We start from the raw sequence: 17,420 nt of genomic DNA on the forward strand, positions 1-17,420 counted from the left end.
TTTCACCTGTTTCAACGAAAGAGTAGCGCATGCTACCGGACTTGTAGCATGCGCTCTAGGGATGTTCTGGCTTTGTCGGCGACAGCAGGCGGTACATAGATTTGTGGCTTCATCGTCTCCAGGCATTTCACCAGTTTTTTTAGATTATTAACTTTCATATTAGGACAAACAAGAAATTTGGTAGCAAAATGGAATTCTTTATCTGGACTATCCTTACGAAGCTGATATCCGGTACCATCTTCCGTTCCAACGATAAATTGCTTACGATCCGATTTCCGGCAATACTCCAGAATTGATGTAGTGCTGCCTACATAGTCACCCATGGCGACTACTTCAGGACGACACTCTGGATGAACTACAAATTCCGCATCTGGATATTTTGCTCTCATTTCTACTACATCTTTGACGGTCAACATGTCGTGAGTGTTGCAATAGCCTTCCCAAATAATCAGCTTCTTGCCCGTCTGATCTTGTACATATTGACCAAGATTCTTATCTGGGACCCAAATAATCTCTTCGGCGTCAAGGGATTCGATTACTTTCACAGCATTAGCAGAGGTACAACAAATATCGGTTTCTGCTTTAATCTCGGCGGACGAGTTGATATAAGTGACTACTTTAGCATTTGGATGTTGAGCTTTTAGCTTACGCAAACCGTCTACATTGACCATATCTGCCATTGGACAGCCTGCACGTTCATCAGGAATAAGGACGGTTTTGTTCGGGGCTAGAATTTTTGCACTTTCCCCCATGAAATGAACACCGCAGAATACAATAACTTCTGCATCAGTCTCTGCAGCCTTCTGAGCGAGTAAAAAAGAGTCGCCCCGGAAATCGGCAACCTCCTGAATTTCATCACGTTGATAATAATGAGCTAAAATGATTGCGTTTCGTTCCTTTTTAAGCTGTTCAAGACGTATACGAAGTTCTCGATTCTGTTCCTGCTTGCGCTCAAGCGCCAGAGCTTCCACCGATTGTTCTCCCCCTTAAATCCTCGCGGCTTTTCGCCGACATGATGTTATCAAATGGCATGCGCCATCATGGTGAAAAAATGAACATGTTGATATAAATAGTAAGTAATATTAATCACTAATGTACACAACGTTCCAGCCTCTGTCAATGTAACTGGACAGGCTTTAAGGCATAGAATCCCTTAAAAATTAAAATAAAAAATCCGGAGAACAGTTACGTTCTCCGGATAAATTTACATCATATGAATGGTGGACCCAATTAGGTAAGGCTAGTGCCCCCACCTTTGTTGTCATCACCGGAACCGTCATTACCCTCAGAATCAGGGTTATTCGGGATATCCTTCGACAGGTCAGGAAGTGTGGACTGTTCATCCTCAGGCTTGCCTTGAATGCGAACTCGCACATCACCGATATTGTCGATGACAGGCTCGCCAACTTCATGGGCAACACCTTCGCCACCCTCTGGTTTACCATCCTCGGAAAGGAATCCTTGTTCAATCAGTTGTGTGATCTGATCAAGCTCAAGTGTTTCTTTCTCAAGTAATGTATTGGCAATCAAGTGCATTTCTTTGGAGTGTTTGATCAACAGATCTTTACAACGTTCGTAACTCGAAGTAATAAAGTTCTGCATTTCCTGATCAATCTCATAAGCAATGGAGTCACTGTAATTCTGTTCATGCCCAATATCACGACCCAAGAATACTTGACCTTGAGAAGATCCGAACTGCATAGGTCCAAGCTTATCGCTCATACCGTACTCCATAATCATGGCACGCACGATGCGCGTAGCCTGTTGGAAGTCACTGTATGCACCCGTACCGATCTCACCAATAAACAATTCTTCAGCAACACGTCCACCAAGTAATCCAGTAACCTTATCCAAAAGCTCCTGCTTAGTAACGATCATCCGATCTTCCTTCGGAAGCATAATAACATATCCGCCTGCACGTCCGCGTGGGATAATAGTAACTTTATGCACCATATCGGCGTGCTCAAGGAAGTAACCAGCAATAGTATGGCCTGCTTCATGATAAGCTACAATACGTTTCTCGCGGTCACTGATCACACGGCTGCGTTTCTCAGTACCTACGATAACACGGTCAATAGCTTCATCCACTTCAATCATGGAAATATCTTTACGGTTACGACGTGCAGCTAGCAAAGCTGCCTCATTCAGCAGATTCTCCAGATCAGCACCTGTGAATCCGGTTGTGCGTTTAGCAACAACATCCAGTCTTACATCTTTCGTAAGCGGTTTGTTACGAGCGTGAACCTTAAGTACAGCTTCACGGCCTTTCACATCAGGACGGTCAACCGTAATTTGACGGTCAAAACGTCCTGGACGAAGCAATGCCGGATCAAGTATATCAGCGCGGTTAGTCGCCGCTACAATAATAATGCCTTCGTTACCACCGAATCCATCCATCTCAACCAGCAATTGGTTAAGCGTCTGTTCACGCTCGTCATGTCCGCCACCAAGACCGGCACCACGCTGACGACCCACAGCATCAATTTCATCAATGAAGATAATACATGGAGCATTCTTCTTAGCATTCTCGAACAAATCACGTACCCGAGAAGCACCGACACCCACGAACATTTCCACAAAGTCAGAACCGGAAATACTAAAGAAAGGAACGCCAGCTTCACCTGCTACCGCACGGGCAAGCAATGTTTTACCTGTTCCCGGAGGACCTACAAGCAATACGCCCTTAGGAATACGTGCGCCGACAGCTGCAAATTTGCGTGGATCTTTCAGGAACTCAACGACTTCGACAAGCTCTTGCTTCTCTTCGTCCGCCCCTGCAACATCCTCAAAGCTGATTTTCTTCTTCTCTTCATTATATAACCGAGCCTTGCTCTTGCCGAAATTCATGACTTTACCGCCGCCACCTTGCGCCTGGTTAAACAGGAAGAAGAACAAGATGAACATAATTACCAGCGGGATAATTGAAGAAAGGAATGTCAGCCAAATGCTGGTACCTTCCATTTTCTTCTGAGTTAATTCAATCCCATTAACATCACTGGCTTGAATCAGTTCATTGATAGCGGCATCTGTAGGAGGAATATATGTGGAGAAGCTTTTCGATTTAGTATCGGCAGGCAGCTCTCTATACTCGCCTGTGACCAGAAAGGCATTACCCTCAAACTGAACCGTCAAATCCTTCACATTGTTGTTCTTGATCTCCTGCCGTAACTCGTCGTATCTAGGGAAATCGGCGGCTTCATTTCCATTGCTCACAAACTGGACAATACCCACCACGACTAAAAATAAAATCAAATAAAAACCAGAATTCCGGATGAACCGATTCATCCCCTACCTCCTCTCACAACACTCAAGTTATTGTACCATAGCCTCTTGGGACACCTCAAATAAAGGAAGTTGTGGGTATCCGATCCGTATGATCGAGGCAGTCCTTAGTTCAATTGGAATAAATCTCAGGTTTCAGTACTCCAACATATGGGAGGTTCCGATACCGCTCGGCATAATCCAATCCGTAGCCTACTACAAATTCGTCAGGTAACACGAAGCCGGTGTAGCTGGCTTCAAGATTAACAGTGCGGCCTGATGGTTTATCAAACAAGGTAACCACAGAGATAGTAGCAGCATTCCGGTTGCGGAGCAACTCAATTAAATAGCTGAGTGTAAGACCACTGTCAATAATATCTTCAACGATCAAGATATCGCGGCCTTCTACCGATACATCCAAATCCTTAATAATTTTGACTACTCCAGAGGACTTGGTGGATGCTCCATAGCTGGACACTGCCATGAAATCCATCTCAACAGGTACTGTAATGGCTTTAACCAAATCTGCCATAAATATAAACGCACCTTTTAGTACACAAATTACTAAAGGGGTACGACCTGCGTATTCTTCGCTCAGTGTTCGACCGAGCTCCTTAATTTTCTGCTGAAGTTCCTCTTCGGTGATCAATACTTCTTGAATATCGTTTTGCAACTTGCGAAACCTCCTAAGTTATACTATGAAAGACTTACTTCGACCATTACGTGACTTCGTGGTCAACCAGCTCTGCCAGAGACAATAGAAGTACGGAGGTCGTGTGCCGCCCTACTGCGGCATGCATCGAGCGTCTTACGCCCGGAATCCAGACGATATTGCCCAAACCATCACAAACGAGGGGAATCAATGACCGTTCGGAAGCAGGTATTTTATCATCAATATAAATATCTTTTACCTTTTTGCTTCCGTTTAATCCCATGATCCTTATGGTATCTCCAGGCAATCGGGATCGTATCGTCAGTGGAAAGACCAGTTCATCACGGTCAAACCAAGCCGACATCTTCCCATAATCCTCCCCCTGTACAAAAAAGTTTTCTCTCTCCAGTACCGCCATCGACATCACCTTACCTATTTCCTCCAATTTAAGCTCAGAGTCCGGTAAAAACAGACGATATGTATAGCTTGCCTGTGGCGTCGTGGGCTTGGACGAGAACAAGATACTATCATATTGCCGCACACAAGTCAGGCCTCCACCCAAATCCAAGCTCCAGGTGGTGGGATAGCTCTGCAGCGTTCCCCGACGTACAGCTTCAATCTTGGGGAAATCAAGGGCAGATAAATCCGCCGACAGATAATTTAATATTAGTTTAATCAAACGCCGTTGTAAAGCGGAGGGTATGGCAGCAAATGAAGCTCTGTTAAAGGTGTATTTCCCATCCCCTTCCGAAACTAGCTCTTCAAAGCATTTTGCCGCAGACGCTTCCATATACTCATCTTCAGCTCCCGCAATTTCCGCAAGCTGTACGAGGGATTGCCTCACTCTGCCATTATACTTTTCCAGAAAAGGAAGAACTTCCAAACGAATGGCATTCCGCTTATATTTCGTCAGCAGATTGGTGGCATCCTCAGCATAAGTGAAACCTTCATTTTGGCATAACCCTAAAAGTGCTGTTTTGTTAATACGTAGGAATGGGCGAATGAGTTCCACCTTTTTTTCTGTTCTTTTCCACTTGATACCCGACAGTCCAGATAAGCCACTTCCGCGTAATAGACGCATAATTACAGTTTCTGCCTGATCATCAGCATGATGAGCCAGAGCAACAGAACGCGCCCCATATCGGTGCGCCGTATCAATCAGAAATTCGTACCGCTTCTCACGTGCAGTACCCTCAGGACCAAGTCCACTCTCTTTAGCCAAGGAGGGAATATCGAATTCCGCAAACTCAAAGGGCAGTCCCAATTCTTCAGCCATACCACGTACGAGCTCTGCCTCTTCCTTTGACTCCGGCCTAAATCCATGATTCACATGAGCACATATTAAGGTAAGCGGTATAAATTTTAAAGATATTTCATGTAAAACATGCAAAAGAGCCACAGAATCCGGGCCGCCGGAAACTGCGACTACAATGGTGTCATGGGGCGCCCACAGCTCATGCTCGGCTGCTGACTCCAATACAGACTCCACCAGTCCATTCATTTGCTCCATATGCGCCCCCCTCTCTCTCCAACTATATGTATGAGTTCAAAAACGGAATACCCAATAAATCGTAAAGGCGAGCAAAAACAAAGACAATGCGAATGCATTTTTTAACCACCGGGGGGTGTCCATACTATCCGGGCGCTTTCTGCGCGAGTTATAAATATGGTTTCGCCAGACCTCAGTAGCATCCGCAGAGCCTGAGAACCCCCCTTTTAACGCCATACAAATCCAGGAGGATAGTTTCTTATTGGGTAAATTTCTAGCCAGCTTAAATAATTCGTCCACACTTCTCGTCTGCGGCAGCTGTAAGGCTGCCTTTTTGAGCCCTTCTTCATTGAGCAAACGAAGACACAGCACAGCAAATGCGAAAAGATCGTAACCCTCATCGCTGATTCGACTGCCCGCATTCCAGAAACCACGATCATGCCATTCGGTAAACTGCTTCACGCTACGACCAATAGGGCTTGTGCCCCCAAAGTCGATCAGTTCCACTTCACCGTATTTAGATACCATGACGTTCTCGGGCTTCAAATCACCGAACACAAATCCACATTCATGCAGTGTGCGCAGCTTTTCAAGCAGACCAAGACCTACCAGGCCTAACCAATCGGGACCGTTTTTCGATAAAAAATGATGCAGCGGTTTGCCTTCAACATACCTCATCACATAGAAGGGGATATTATCCCCATTCGCAAAATCATCCGCTTCCAAAAAATAAGAAGACAATGGATTCTCACGACGAGCCCGATGTTCATTCCGCTTTCGTCGCGATTGCAGCGAGGTCAGTACATTGATCTCCGATTGAAGTTCAAGTGTATCGTATCCGATTTTTAGCGCGTACCTTTCCCGTCTGCCTTCTCTTTGCACAAGATATACGGTTCCGTTCGCGCCCCTTCCCAGCATCCGCTCAACGACATAACGGTTACCCCGCCATTTGCCGTTAATTAAGGTACCAGTAGGATAGGACGGATTAGACGACATACCCACCAATCATCCCTTCTCTTTCGTCGTGGTCATCGCTTAGTCGGCGTCCACGATGTTCATCCAGTGTATCATAACGATAATGTTCAAGCACCTTGAAAATAGCTGGGCCAGTCGGTGTTGCGCCTCTCATGTGTAATTTAGAGAATAGCGTACGAATACCTGACATGTCATGCGTCCAATCCAGGTCAAGCTTGGCATCTTCACTGCTGTTATTTCCGGGAAAATGAAACACAGCGATCTCACTCTTGCCTTCCCGTGCTTCTAAACTGAGTGCCAAATCGCGGATTGCATCTTCCACAGCACCCAGTTTAGGCTTCATACTGGCACTGGCATCGATAAGAAGTGCAATGCGCAGCGGCGTTGTTTCTGTCAGTTCATCTACAACTGTAACAACCTGTGAACGTTGAACAGGAGGCAGCTGATCCAGTGAGCCGTCGCCTAGTATCTTTTTTACCTCTTTATTAACCGCCTGCTGGATCGTCTGAACCACGGTCTTGCGTGTCATCATCTGAATCGTCTGCGCCAGTTGTGGTGTTCCGACTATTCGGCTAAGGCCTCCCCCGGCCTTGGCAATGTCAGCAATCTCCCGGCTGCCGATTTCACCGATCGTACCATAATCAACTACACCGACCACATTTACGGTGATTCCCTCCTGCAGGGCATGCGCCGCTGCCAACACCGGACTTTCTCCTACATTCGAACAACCGTCAGTAATGAGCATAATTTGCTTCATAACCCTCAACTCCCCCTTTGTTTGAACCTCTGTTTCTAGCATATCCAGAAATGAGAGATTTCAAACGGTCGATATTAAGTGGGGGAATTTCGATCAAATAGGGGGGGTTAGTGAATAGGGGAACTGCGAGAAATGTTTGGGCTTTCGATCGCTGTTGTCCTCAGATTCCTTGATTAGAACCGCCTCTCGCGGTTGGAATCCGAGGACAAAGGCGAACACTCCGCTTCTACAGCTCCAAACTTTCTCTCCGTTCCATACCTTCACTAGTAAACAGTTTAGATCTACAGATTCCGTCCCAAGTCAACCGACCATTGAAACGAGAATAGTAGAGGCCGGCGAGTTACACATCACGGACTCGCCTCGACTGCCTCCATTAGCACGACGCCTTACGCGTGCTACAAACTCACAAGCAACACGACGCTTCGCGCGTGCCCAACATTAAAACCTACTAAACCTAAACCTAAAATAACTAACTTACCGTACGCGGACGCTCCATACGGCCGATGCCCGGCATATGCAAGCTGGACCATTCCGGATGGAAATGATCAAGACGGCTGACGACAATAGTCATGTCATCAAGGATCTCATTGCCCTGATAACGGATCACTTTCTCCAACAGGCTGTCCGCTAAATCCTGAGGATCATCACCCTCAAGCTCTTGGATCATCCGTTTCATCCATATCTCCTTATTAACGGCATATCCAGGCGCATCATAAATACCATCGGTCATCATAATTAAAATATCGCCGGGGCGAAGCTGCATACTGATTAAATCCACATCAATATCTTTAATGATTCCTATCGGCAGATTGCTAGAGGTTATTGGAATGACCTCACTCCCCCTCCGGATGAAGCTTGGTGCTGAAGCAATCTTCATAAACGTTGTCTGCGCAGAATATTGATCGATTAAAGCCATGTCCACAGTAGCATAGAATTCATCAGGGGAGCGTAATAAAAGAATTGAGTTGACCGACTTTACAGCCAGCTTCTCATCCATTCCGGATTGCAGCAGCTTTTCTAACATGCCGAGTGCGGCACTGCTCTCCATCCTTGCCCGCTCACCATTCCCCATACCATCACTAATGGATACTGCAAAGGTGCCATTTCCAAGCTCTACGGTGCTGAAACTATCGCCAGATAGCATATCTCCACCTTTAGAAACAACTGCCACACCCGTGTTTACCTCAAAGGCTTTGGCTGAACCAAAGGTAACCATCGAGAGTCCTTCCCGGGGATGAACCGCCGTCTCACTCATGACAGCAATATTCTCATCCAGAATGTCGGAGAGGAGTGGGGCAATCATTTTACGGCATTCATCAAAACCGCGATTATAAGCGTGCACTACTTCTATTTCTACGCGTCCTGGGTCCAGACTTAAAATTTCAATGCCATGAATAGACAGTCCCAATTTCTCAAGAGCCTCGCGGATTTGCGCTTCCTGCCGATACATGGCCTGTCCCTCACGCTTAATTTCCTTGGCCAAGTCTTCCATAACCTGTGACACGCCTGACAACTGCTCGGCAACAAATTGGCGACTATCGTATATTTGTCTTTTCCACCGCATATCATGTTGGTAGAGATCATATTGTCCCTTCATGACCTCAAGCACTTCTCCGGTTTTGCCACAAATACGGCTCCATTCCGGTGGCAGCTGAGCAGCCGTAATATCAGGGCATTCCTCAACAGTTGTCATCATATCTGTCATGTATCTATATGTCTGATAGAATTTTGCATCCCAGCAGTGGGTACGGCGAATGCATCCAGCACAGGCGCCTTCTGTGACCGTATTCATAAAATCTTCCATTTCACGATCCGATTTGCCCACTTCTCCGGCACGTGGAATCTGACCAAAGCTACTGGAGAGCTGTTGGAATACCTGTGAGAATTGAGTGACCCGTTCTGCAGTCAGATCCCTGACCCTGCGGGCATATTCATGTTGAGATCGGCTATGATCTGACGTGCCCGGTACATATTTTGCAATCGCCGATATCATCGCCTTAGGCGTTATTAGAAACAGCACTATTGCTGCGCAGGTCTCCCATGTTGAGGCCATCATATCACCCGGACCCGTAAAATAGACGGAAAGGATCGTTGATCCTAGCAACATGCCAATAGATACCGCACCCTTTCGCCCACCCTGCATCATTCCCGCTAGCATTCCGGAAAAAGCAAGCAGACTCATCTGATAGATAGCACTGATATCGGCCAGGCTGAGGATCAACCCCGTCACCACCCCAACAGCTGCACCGAGGGGAGCGCCCCCCGCCATGGCAAAGAGCAGAATTAAATAACGAGACAATATATGCTCTAATGACCAACCATTAAGGGTCCAGCCCACAAGGCCTGTCATTACGGAGGCTAACAGAATAATAAGGCATAAAACCTCCTCGTTCCTCAGCGATCTGCTCTTTTGTTTGTAAGTTAGTAGAGGAAGTGCCTGAATGAACACAAGGGTAAGAACAAACCCAAGTAAAGCATCCAGAGTTGTCATCATAAAGGGGTACCAGGAAAGAGACGGTCCGAGAACAATCTTGAACAGGCCAACCATAAACGAGGATACGAATACCATAAGGGGTGCATAAGACAAATCTATTCGTTCGAAACTTTCAAGCCCTCTATAAACAAGAAAAAATATAATTAGTTCAGCCGTAGTAACCAAGGCACCCGGAAACGGAGTGAAGAGACTTCCAGCTATAATAGCACCTGCTACAGGTAACATAGAGTCTCGACGCATAAACACAATGACGGCAAAATATGCGACAGCAAAAGGGGACAGCTCGTCCAGAATCATAGCTCTACCTAGCAGACACCCCATAAAGCTTAACAGAAGCATCCACTTCTTCGCTGTAATAAGCTGAATATATCGCTGCTTCTGACCCCAAGCTATAATACGCGTGCCTAAGGCTTGTCTCTGCTTCTTATCTTCGCTTCCCACTCTTGTCCACTCTGGCAAATTCACCACATTGCTTTTACTCATTTCCCTACACCACCCGTTTAAGAATTTATGGTTCTCATTATATAGCGGGTCATTTGAGAAAGTTTGTCAGAAATGGAGGGACAGTCATAAGAAATTTCCGACAAAAAAGCCTTTGTTCATTATTCCTAAAAAAATAGATCGATCCCTTGCGGCGCAGTAGGTTGCTTCTCCTTAAGCTTGTTTCCAGTGCAGTTTTAGGCGCAAGCCTGGCGGTCATTCGCCAGCGATTGCCCTAGAGTTATGTGAGAATGACATGGATGCTGTCGGCAAGTTTATATGACACGACAAAAAAACCGCAAGGGCGAAATGCCCTTGCGGTTATTTATGATGTACAGGTATTGGATTATACGCGTTTGGCTCCACGGCCTCCGCGCTTTCCTTCTGTGTTCTTCTTAATCGAAGATATCCGTTCTTCGCTGTCTTTCAGGAATCGCGACATTTTATCCTCGAATGAAGGTTTACCGGCTGCAGGCTTAAATGGACGCCCACCCCGTTCACGATTGAATCCACCGCCGCCTCCACCACTGCCGCCACCGCCGCCGAAACGGTCTCCGCCGCTAGGACGTTCTGGTCTTGGAGCTCTAGGCGGACGTACTTCCGATGCTGGCTTGTCAACAGCCTGCTTAATGGAAAGTCCGATCTTGCCGTCCTTATCGACGTTGATCACCTTGACGGTTACTACATCACTAATCTTCAGATGATCGTTAACATCCTTGACGTAATTATCGGCGATTTCCGAGATGTGAACGAGACCTGTGACACCTCCTGACAGATCCACAAATGCTCCGAAATGCGTGATGCCTGTCACTTTGCCTTCTAACTTGGTGCCCACTTCAATTGCCATAGAATAAAATGATCCTCCCTTAAAAATATACAGACGAATATTAAGGTCATCCTGTCTGCGGTGATTTGATTATACAGTAAAGAGCAAAGCAAGGCAACAGAGTAAAAGCCTCTTTTAGCCAGTATTATTGCTCTGATTGCTCTGTTCGAATAGGAGTTTCCCCTTGAGGATAGATATTGTACCATTTACGCGCTAATTGGCCAATATACTCATCATCATTAAGTCTGGACACTTCATATTTCAGTTGATTCAAAGATGCTGTGACACTCTCACTAGTCTTTTGTTTCTTGGCGAGTTGCTCGCCCTTGTCCGTAATTGCCGCACTTTGATTGAAGTAAGTATAACCCGCCCAGCCAAAAAATACTGCCACAAAGAGAATCCACATGACTCTTCTTCTCTTCGCGCCTGCGGCCGAATTTTTGCTGGGATTACTTTTCTCTTCCGCAGTGAATCTGTTCATGCAGCGTACCCCCTAATTCAAAGGTCAGCGTTTCCGCCATTTGGTAATCCATCCAGTAATCTTCACGATCCAGGCGCTATGCTTAAGCCGAGATAACCATGGAGAAATCCACCTTACTGGTAATACCCAAATTGGCTTCGTTAGACGCAGCAGAAGCTTAAGGATGAATAATAGAATACGACCTAGCAGCACTAGCAACCCTATAATAAGGCGCCAAAGCCAGCGAAGAGGTTTACCTATTAGAATCTCCACAAGTCTCCATAGCAATCTGCACATATACTGAACCGATTGAATTAACATTAACACAAAACGCCGCACCGTAACACTGAAGATCAAAAAATAGATCCATATTCCTAGAAATAAACCTAAAAAGACATAAAATCGCAATTGCCCCTGATTTCCGGCATAGAGCATTCTAAAAACAAACAAAGCAGCACAAAGCCAATACAGCAGGTCAAGCATGGCATTCAGCCATTTGGGAAAATTGAACTTGAGCGACAGCACCCGGTAGCTGTCATAGGCCAGTCCCATTGTCACCCCGGCCAATATCATGTAGAACAGCGTCAGCCACTGAACTGCAGGATTCATTTAAATAGCTTACCGAGTAGACCTTTATTTTTGCCCTGCGATCCGGGATCTAGATAAATCAGGGAATGTACATTGCCCTCCAAGGACAACAGTCCATTCTCCAGACTTAAATTTTTGATATGTAAATGATTCCCGCGAATGGTGAGATGGCCGAGTTCTGTACGAAGCAAAAATTCCTCGCTATCAAAGCTCTCCACATTTTGCACGCCCGTCAACTCTAGCTGTTTACGACTGCGCATGTGCAGATCATGCTGTTTATTTACCTTTCCTGGCTCGATCATAGCATGTACCCCTCCTTCTTACCTCTAATCTATGGCAGTAGAAGAAGTTATAGAACATTCCAATCCACTAAAATAAGAGAGATAAAAAAAGAAAAAAGAAGGCACAACTCTACAATATGTAAAGTTGTGCCTTCTTTTTTACTATTAACTATGTTACTCCTACCAGTCCAAGCCGGTGCTTTTGGCAACAGGCTCTTCCCGAAGTAGAGTATACATACCAGCGGCTTCGTCCTTGCGTGTCGTTTCGACTAGCTTTTCGACTTTGACCGTTACAAGCTTTTGTCCAAATTGCACAGTAATCTCGTCACCGATCTTAACTGCACTACTTGGCTTAGATTCCCGCCCGTTAATCAGCACCCGGCCTTGTTCGGACACATCCTTGGCCACTGTACGGCGCTTGATTAATCGGGACACTTTCAGGAATTTGTCAAGACGCATTAGTTAACGGCTTCTTTAAGCTTGTTACCAGCTTTAAATGCCGGTACAGTTGATTCTGGAATTTCAATCGTTGTGCCCGTTTGCGGGTTGCGACCAGTACGTCCTGCACGTTTACGAGTTTCGAATGTACCGAAACCGATCAGTTGAACTTTATCGCCTTTTGCCAAAGCTTCTGTGATCTCACCCAAGAATCCGTTCAATACTGCTTCTACATCTTTTTTTGCCAATCCGTTTTTCTCGGAAATGTTGTTTACCAGATCTGTCTTGTTCATAATTTAAAGTTCCTCCTAGGATACGAAAAAATAAATGAAACGAGATTCACCGCCATATTATGGGGCAAGTCGTCATTTCGTCTTTATGATATTCTTGATGTCATCTTAAAATCCTGCCACGAATCGTCGTTTTTTAAAAAAAGAAACAGTTATTTCTCAGAAATCGTCGCAGAATCTATTCTATAGCACTATTAAACTACTCGCCATAATCTAAATCAGAGATGAATGCTACTTTCACAGCATTGCCTCATCTTAAGGTCCGTATACCGTACATAGTCTGAGAAAATTACTATACTTTTCGTTCCTCAGTCTTTGCCTCCTGCCACAACTCTTCCATCTCTTCCAAGCTACTATCTTCTACACTCATACCCTTGGCTCGCAGACTTTGCTCGATATACTGAAACCGACGCACAAATTTGCGGTTGGTCCGGGTTAAAGCTTCTTCCGGATCTGCGCCAATAAATCGGGCAACATTGGTAACAGCAAATAACAGGTCGCCCAGCTCCAGAATTTGATCCTCGGCGGCTGCATCAGTATCGATGGCTTCTTGCAGCTCTTCTATTTCTTCACGAACCTTAGCTAAGCAATCCGTAGCGTTGTCCCAATCAAAGCCCACCTTGGATGCTTTTTTCTGAAGCTTGTACGCCTTCATAAGAGCGGGCAAATCACGCGGAACCCCACTGAGGGCGGATAATTCCTCTGGCTTCACGCCTTTACGCCGCTTCTCCTCTGCCTTCATGCCCTCCCAATTGATCAGAGCTTCTTCAGCATCATTCGCATTCTTGTCACCAAATACATGGGGATGGCGGAAGATAAGCTTATCATTCAGTCCTTCTATGACGTCAAATACGTCAAACGTGCCCAGCTCCTCTTCCATTTGGGAGTGCAGCATGATCTGCAGCAAAAGATCGCCCAGCTCCTCTTTCATATGGTCTGGGTCATCCTCATCAATCGTCTCAAGCACTTCGTAGGTTTCTTCGATTAGATTTTTACGCAAAGATTCATGAGTCTGCTCCCGATCCCACGGACAACCGTCCGGACTACGCAAAATATCGACAATCTCATGCAAGCGAGCGAAAGTACGATTTCTTAGCTTCTCCTCACGATTCGCAGGTACATAGACCAGAGACAAATTACCATAACCCTCAAGCCGATCCAATTCGTATAGAGGAACAGTCACAATGTTTTCTTCGTTCTCCACGCCAAGGGCATGACCCACCACCACTTCATATTCGGGCGGATACAGCTCCATCAGACATAACTTTGTCTCCGAAGCTGTAAAGCTGTCATAAACCTGGCCAATCAGAGTATGCAATTCAGGTTGAAGCTGAGCGCTGCGAATGCCTGAAGCATCTAATAACTGGAAGCCTTCAATAGGGTCGAACCCCAGTCGCACAAACGCCTCGTCCAGAAAACTCTCCCCGCCTAATATTTGCAGTTCTATTCCTTCTTCCGGGCAACGCTGACGCAGCTGTGAAACAGCTGACTCTGCAACCATGGGGTGCCCCGGAACCGCATAGACAATATCTGTACCGTCTGCGGCGGAGCGAGCCTCTTCAATCAATTTTGAAGTAATTGCAGCATAGACCTCAGGAAACGAAGCTAATGTTTCATACAGTCCATCAAAGGATTGCGTGGCGATTTCAAGCTCGTTGAGAGCAGCCATAACTGGATGCTCTTGGGTACGAACGTAGACAACGGATGCTGCCTTCAGTTTTTTTATAATTCCTAGTGTCAGCCGATCGGGATTACCTGACCCGAGACCAACAACTGTTAATGTTGCACTCATATCTGTTCCTCCTTTTAAGCGGGTTAATTATGGAAATAAACGCAGCTTTTTGAACTTGTCCGCCAGAGACGGGCCGATGCCCGGAAGCTGGCGAAGCTCGCTTTCGCTGAGCAGCCGCAGCACCACCGCGCCTACGGCAAAGACAACGCAGCCTGCGAGTACCCCGAGCAGGCTCTGCGCCAAGCTGGCGGTGCGTCCGCCGCCGATACCAGCGGCCGTAGCCGCGGCGCCAGTGCCCCAGCTGGCAGCTGCGGCGGCAAGAGCCAGGCCCGCTGTGAGCAGCGCGGGCCGTGCCAGGGCATCTGCGAGGCGAAGCCGCAGATGGCCCTGGCGGTACAGCAGCAGCACGTTAAGCGCTGCTGCGAACGAATGCGCGGCCACGCCAGCGATGGCCGCGCCGGTAATGCCCTGCTGCGGAACCAGCAGCAGGTTCAGGGCCGCCTTGAGCAGCGCGGCGGCCAAAAGGTGCAGGGCCGGGGCGCGCACGTAGCCGAGGCCCTGCAGGAGCGCAGCAGAGATGATGCTGACTGTACCGCCAACAGCGGTAAAAGCCAGCCAAGTCATTGTGCTGCTGCCAGCGGTATCGCCGTAAAGAGCCATATTAATCGGCTCAGCAAGCACTGCAAGGCCGGCTGAGGCCGCTAGACCTAACAGCCAGAACCAACGCAGCGACAAGCTGCAGCGGGTCTCAATCAGCTTCATATCTCCCTTGTACTTCGCTTCCGCCAAAGCTGGAATGAACACAACAGACAGTGAGGTGGCAATCATCGTTATAATCTGCACAAGTGGCAAACCCCGATTGTACACACCAAACTGGGCCATCGCAGCTACTTCACTTCCGTCATACGACAGCAGTCGAGGCACAGTGAATACATCTACAAGACCGATAAGAGGCATAGCCAGTGCACCTAGCATTACGGGAATTCCATAAGCCAGCAGTGTACCTGCTTTAATGCCCATAAACCCTTGCTTGGAACCTAGCCCATGTCCTGCATCCAGCGCTCTTACACGCTGACTTTCGACAGCACCAGCTACTTCAGCAGCAGCTTCCTGTTTTACCCTCCGGCGGTGACGTCTCAAGTACAGCAGCATAATTACAAGCCCTGCGGCTCCCCCTCCGGCAGAACCAAGCAGCGCGCCAGCAGCGATACTCTCGGCTCCTGCTCCCTGCGAAGTGAGATATAACAGAAGAATAATCATCACTGTAACCCGTACAGACTGCTCTACAATCTGTGACACGGCAGTAGGAACCATATTATGCAGCCCCTGAAAGTACCCGCGTATGGCCGACATGACAGGGACAACAGCCAGACCCCAGGCGCTTGTCCGCAAGGCAGGCATTACATGTGAGTTACCTACCCATTCGGCAATGATGGGTGCACCTGCATAGGTGATGGCGCCGATAATCAAGCCGCTGATGCCTGTAATTAGCGCGGATAATAGTAGAATCCGGCGGCCTTCTTCATCGCGTCTCCCAGCCGAAGCTTCGGCGACAAATTTGGAGATCGCCGCAGGCAGACCTAGCATAGCTACCGTTAACAGCATTGTATACAAGGGATACACTGTGTTGTATATACCAAATACAGCATCTCCGCCTAGATTTTGCAGCGGAATTTTTTGAAGTGTGCCAATAAGCTTTGAGATAATGGCCGCGGCACTAAGGATAAATGCGCCTTGCAGCAATCGTGATGTTTGTGTATTAGATTTCATATAATACCTGCTTCTACAACTTTGATGGGATGAATTTCTATATTATAACGTATGTATGCCCACAAGTAGAAACGGTTTTGTGTAAACGACAAAACCCCGTTTGCCCTTTGTATATCTTACCAAAAGGAAAGCGGGGTCTAAATTAAGATTACTGCTCCATTTGTTTGCCCAGGAAAGCGGCAGCCGTTTCGGCCATTTTTATTTCCATTTGCGCCATCTTCGCCGAATCATCCTTGCTCACCATCACTACACAACCAATAGGATCTCCACCGGAAATGATCGGTGAGGCTACATATGAGGACACCAAATCCGGATGATCTTTAGCAATTTCATAACTGCCTTCATTGGTTTCTAACACAGTCTTACGGCTGTCCATGACTTTCTCCAGCAGCACTCCTACCTGTTTCTCCAAATAATCTTTTTTGGAGCCGCCTGCAAGGGCAATGAAGGTGTCACGATCAGCAATCATCGTAATGTGTCCAGTACCTTCGAACAATGACTCCGCGTACTCTTTTGCAAAGTCACCCAACTCACCAATCGGAGAATATTTCTTGAGAATGACTTCACCGTCCCGATCGACGAATATTTCCAGTGGGTCTCCTTCTCTAATACGAAGAGTACGTCTAATTTCTTTGGGAATAACCACGCGTCCGAGGTCATCAATACGGCGAACAATTCCAGTAGCTTTCATTTCACATGTGCCCCGCTTTCTTAAGAAGTATGGTCTTACTACTGTCCATTATGGGAAAGGATAATCCCAGTGATTTATCGTAATATCTGACCATAGTATTCATCTCTTCCCAGATCCTTATACATAAGCTGACATGTATTAATATCTGCATCAAGATAAAGGTAGTTCTACAACCGTTTCTGCGAAATAAAAAGCCATCTTCACTTTAAGTGAAGATGGCTTTTCTAAGGTAAGCT

General features: G+C 46.8%; 16 protein-coding genes. All 16 read right to left on the minus strand.

Annotated features, from left to right (window positions below):
• Positions 1–32: 32 nt before the first annotated feature.
• Positions 33–971 (minus strand): quinolinate synthase NadA, encoded by a 939-nt coding sequence (gene nadA, locus MKY14_RS30510; protein ID WP_036678753.1) that lies wholly within the window; start codon positions 969–971, stop codon positions 33–35.
• A 259-nt stretch (positions 972–1,230) separates the two neighbouring features.
• The gene (ftsH, locus tag MKY14_RS30515; protein WP_036678755.1) at positions 1,231–3,285 is read right to left on the minus strand and encodes an ATP-dependent zinc metalloprotease FtsH; all 2,055 of its coding nucleotides are present in this window, start codon (positions 3,283–3,285) and stop codon (positions 1,231–1,233) included.
• 109 nt (positions 3,286–3,394) lie between these two features.
• Positions 3,395–3,934, minus strand: coding sequence for a hypoxanthine phosphoribosyltransferase (hpt, locus tag MKY14_RS30520; protein ID WP_036678757.1), 540 nt, complete (start codon positions 3,932–3,934; stop codon positions 3,395–3,397).
• Between the two features lie 46 nt (positions 3,935–3,980).
• The gene (gene tilS / locus MKY14_RS30525; RefSeq protein ID WP_340978086.1) at positions 3,981–5,423 is read right to left on the minus strand and encodes a tRNA lysidine(34) synthetase TilS; all 1,443 of its coding nucleotides are present in this window, start codon (positions 5,421–5,423) and stop codon (positions 3,981–3,983) included.
• A gap of 36 nt (positions 5,424–5,459) precedes the next feature.
• A complete protein-coding gene (locus MKY14_RS30530; protein WP_036678862.1) occupies positions 5,460–6,398 on the minus strand; it encodes a serine/threonine protein kinase in 939 nt (312 codons plus the stop codon).
• Positions 6,388–7,134, minus strand: coding sequence for a VWA domain-containing protein (locus MKY14_RS30535; RefSeq protein WP_038568031.1), 747 nt, complete (start codon positions 7,132–7,134; stop codon positions 6,388–6,390). Before MKY14_RS30535 ends, MKY14_RS30530 begins: the two co-directional genes overlap by 11 nt.
• A 469-nt stretch (positions 7,135–7,603) precedes the next feature.
• Positions 7,604–10,111 carry a stage II sporulation protein E gene (gene spoIIE / locus MKY14_RS30540; RefSeq protein WP_340978088.1) on the minus strand — a complete coding sequence of 836 codons (2,508 nt, stop codon included), beginning with the start codon at positions 10,109–10,111 and terminating at the stop codon, positions 7,604–7,606.
• A gap of 343 nt (positions 10,112–10,454) precedes the next feature.
• Positions 10,455–10,955: a S1 domain-containing RNA-binding protein gene (locus MKY14_RS30545; protein WP_036678766.1), complete on the minus strand. Its 501-nt coding sequence runs from the start codon at positions 10,953–10,955 to the stop codon at positions 10,455–10,457.
• Positions 10,956–11,079: 124 nt separating this feature from the next.
• A complete protein-coding gene (locus tag MKY14_RS30550) occupies positions 11,080–11,415 on the minus strand; it encodes an FtsB family cell division protein (protein WP_076130075.1) in 336 nt (111 codons plus the stop codon).
• Between the two features lie 24 nt (positions 11,416–11,439).
• On the minus strand, positions 11,440–12,003 hold the full coding sequence (gene yabQ / locus MKY14_RS30555; protein WP_076186815.1) for a spore cortex biosynthesis protein YabQ: 564 nt from the start codon (positions 12,001–12,003) through the stop codon (positions 11,440–11,442).
• Positions 12,000–12,284 (minus strand): sporulation protein YabP, encoded by a 285-nt coding sequence (gene yabP / locus MKY14_RS30560; protein ID WP_036678773.1) that lies wholly within the window; start codon positions 12,282–12,284, stop codon positions 12,000–12,002. The genes yabQ and yabP overlap by 4 nt, the downstream gene beginning before the upstream one ends.
• 159 nt (positions 12,285–12,443) lie before the next feature.
• On the minus strand, positions 12,444–12,722 hold the full coding sequence (locus MKY14_RS30565; RefSeq protein ID WP_076130073.1) for an RNA-binding S4 domain-containing protein: 279 nt from the start codon (positions 12,720–12,722) through the stop codon (positions 12,444–12,446).
• Positions 12,722–12,994: an HU family DNA-binding protein gene (locus tag MKY14_RS30570; protein WP_036678778.1), complete on the minus strand. Its 273-nt coding sequence runs from the start codon at positions 12,992–12,994 to the stop codon at positions 12,722–12,724. Before MKY14_RS30570 ends, MKY14_RS30565 begins: the two co-directional genes overlap by 1 nt.
• Positions 12,995–13,283: 289 nt before the next feature.
• On the minus strand, positions 13,284–14,783 hold the full coding sequence (gene mazG, locus MKY14_RS30575) for a nucleoside triphosphate pyrophosphohydrolase (protein ID WP_076307262.1): 1,500 nt from the start codon (positions 14,781–14,783) through the stop codon (positions 13,284–13,286).
• A 27-nt stretch (positions 14,784–14,810) separates the two neighbouring features.
• Positions 14,811–16,493, minus strand: a complete 1,683-nt coding sequence (locus tag MKY14_RS30580) for a putative polysaccharide biosynthesis protein (protein ID WP_076280241.1) — start codon at positions 16,491–16,493, stop codon at positions 14,811–14,813.
• A gap of 148 nt (positions 16,494–16,641) precedes the next feature.
• Positions 16,642–17,184: a stage V sporulation protein T gene (gene spoVT / locus MKY14_RS30585; RefSeq protein ID WP_036678783.1), complete on the minus strand. Its 543-nt coding sequence runs from the start codon at positions 17,182–17,184 to the stop codon at positions 16,642–16,644.
• Positions 17,185–17,420 lie beyond the last annotated feature (236 nt).

It is taken from the genome of Paenibacillus sp. FSL R5-0887 (assembly GCF_038002305.1).
In the GTDB taxonomy this organism is placed as follows: Bacteria; Bacillota; Bacilli; order Paenibacillales; family Paenibacillaceae; genus Paenibacillus_AQ; species Paenibacillus_AQ odorifer.

What these genes read in the sequence shown, in the direction of transcription:
- MKY14_RS30565 (WP_076130073.1), bottom strand. Translation starts at nt 12,722, where the DNA reads ATGCGTCTTGACAAATTCCTGAAAGTGTCCCGATTAATCAAGCGCCGT.
- MKY14_RS30580 (WP_076280241.1), bottom strand. Translation starts at nt 16,493, where the DNA reads ATGAAATCTAATACACAAACATCACGATTGCTGCAAGGCGCATTTATC.
- MKY14_RS30530 (WP_036678862.1), bottom strand. Translation starts at nt 6,398, where the DNA reads ATGTCGTCTAATCCGTCCTATCCTACTGGTACCTTAATTAACGGCAAA.
- yabQ (WP_076186815.1), bottom strand. Translation starts at nt 12,003, where the DNA reads ATGAATCCTGCAGTTCAGTGGCTGACGCTGTTCTACATGATATTGGCC.
- ftsH (WP_036678755.1), bottom strand. Translation starts at nt 3,285, where the DNA reads ATGAATCGGTTCATCCGGAATTCTGGTTTTTATTTGATTTTATTTTTA.
- MKY14_RS30535 (WP_038568031.1), bottom strand. Translation starts at nt 7,134, where the DNA reads ATGAAGCAAATTATGCTCATTACTGACGGTTGTTCGAATGTAGGAGAA.
- MKY14_RS30545 (WP_036678766.1), bottom strand. Translation starts at nt 10,955, where the DNA reads ATGGCAATTGAAGTGGGCACCAAGTTAGAAGGCAAAGTGACAGGCATC.
- mazG (WP_076307262.1), bottom strand. Translation starts at nt 14,783, where the DNA reads ATGAGTGCAACATTAACAGTTGTTGGTCTCGGGTCAGGTAATCCCGAT.
- MKY14_RS30550 (WP_076130075.1), bottom strand. Translation starts at nt 11,415, where the DNA reads ATGAACAGATTCACTGCGGAAGAGAAAAGTAATCCCAGCAAAAATTCG.
- MKY14_RS30570 (WP_036678778.1), bottom strand. Translation starts at nt 12,994, where the DNA reads ATGAACAAGACAGATCTGGTAAACAACATTTCCGAGAAAAACGGATTG.
- yabP (WP_036678773.1), bottom strand. Translation starts at nt 12,284, where the DNA reads ATGATCGAGCCAGGAAAGGTAAATAAACAGCATGATCTGCACATGCGC.
- spoIIE (WP_340978088.1), bottom strand. Translation starts at nt 10,111, where the DNA reads ATGAGTAAAAGCAATGTGGTGAATTTGCCAGAGTGGACAAGAGTGGGA.
- spoVT (WP_036678783.1), bottom strand. Translation starts at nt 17,184, where the DNA reads ATGAAAGCTACTGGAATTGTTCGCCGTATTGATGACCTCGGACGCGTG.
- tilS (WP_340978086.1), bottom strand. Translation starts at nt 5,423, where the DNA reads ATGGAGCAAATGAATGGACTGGTGGAGTCTGTATTGGAGTCAGCAGCC.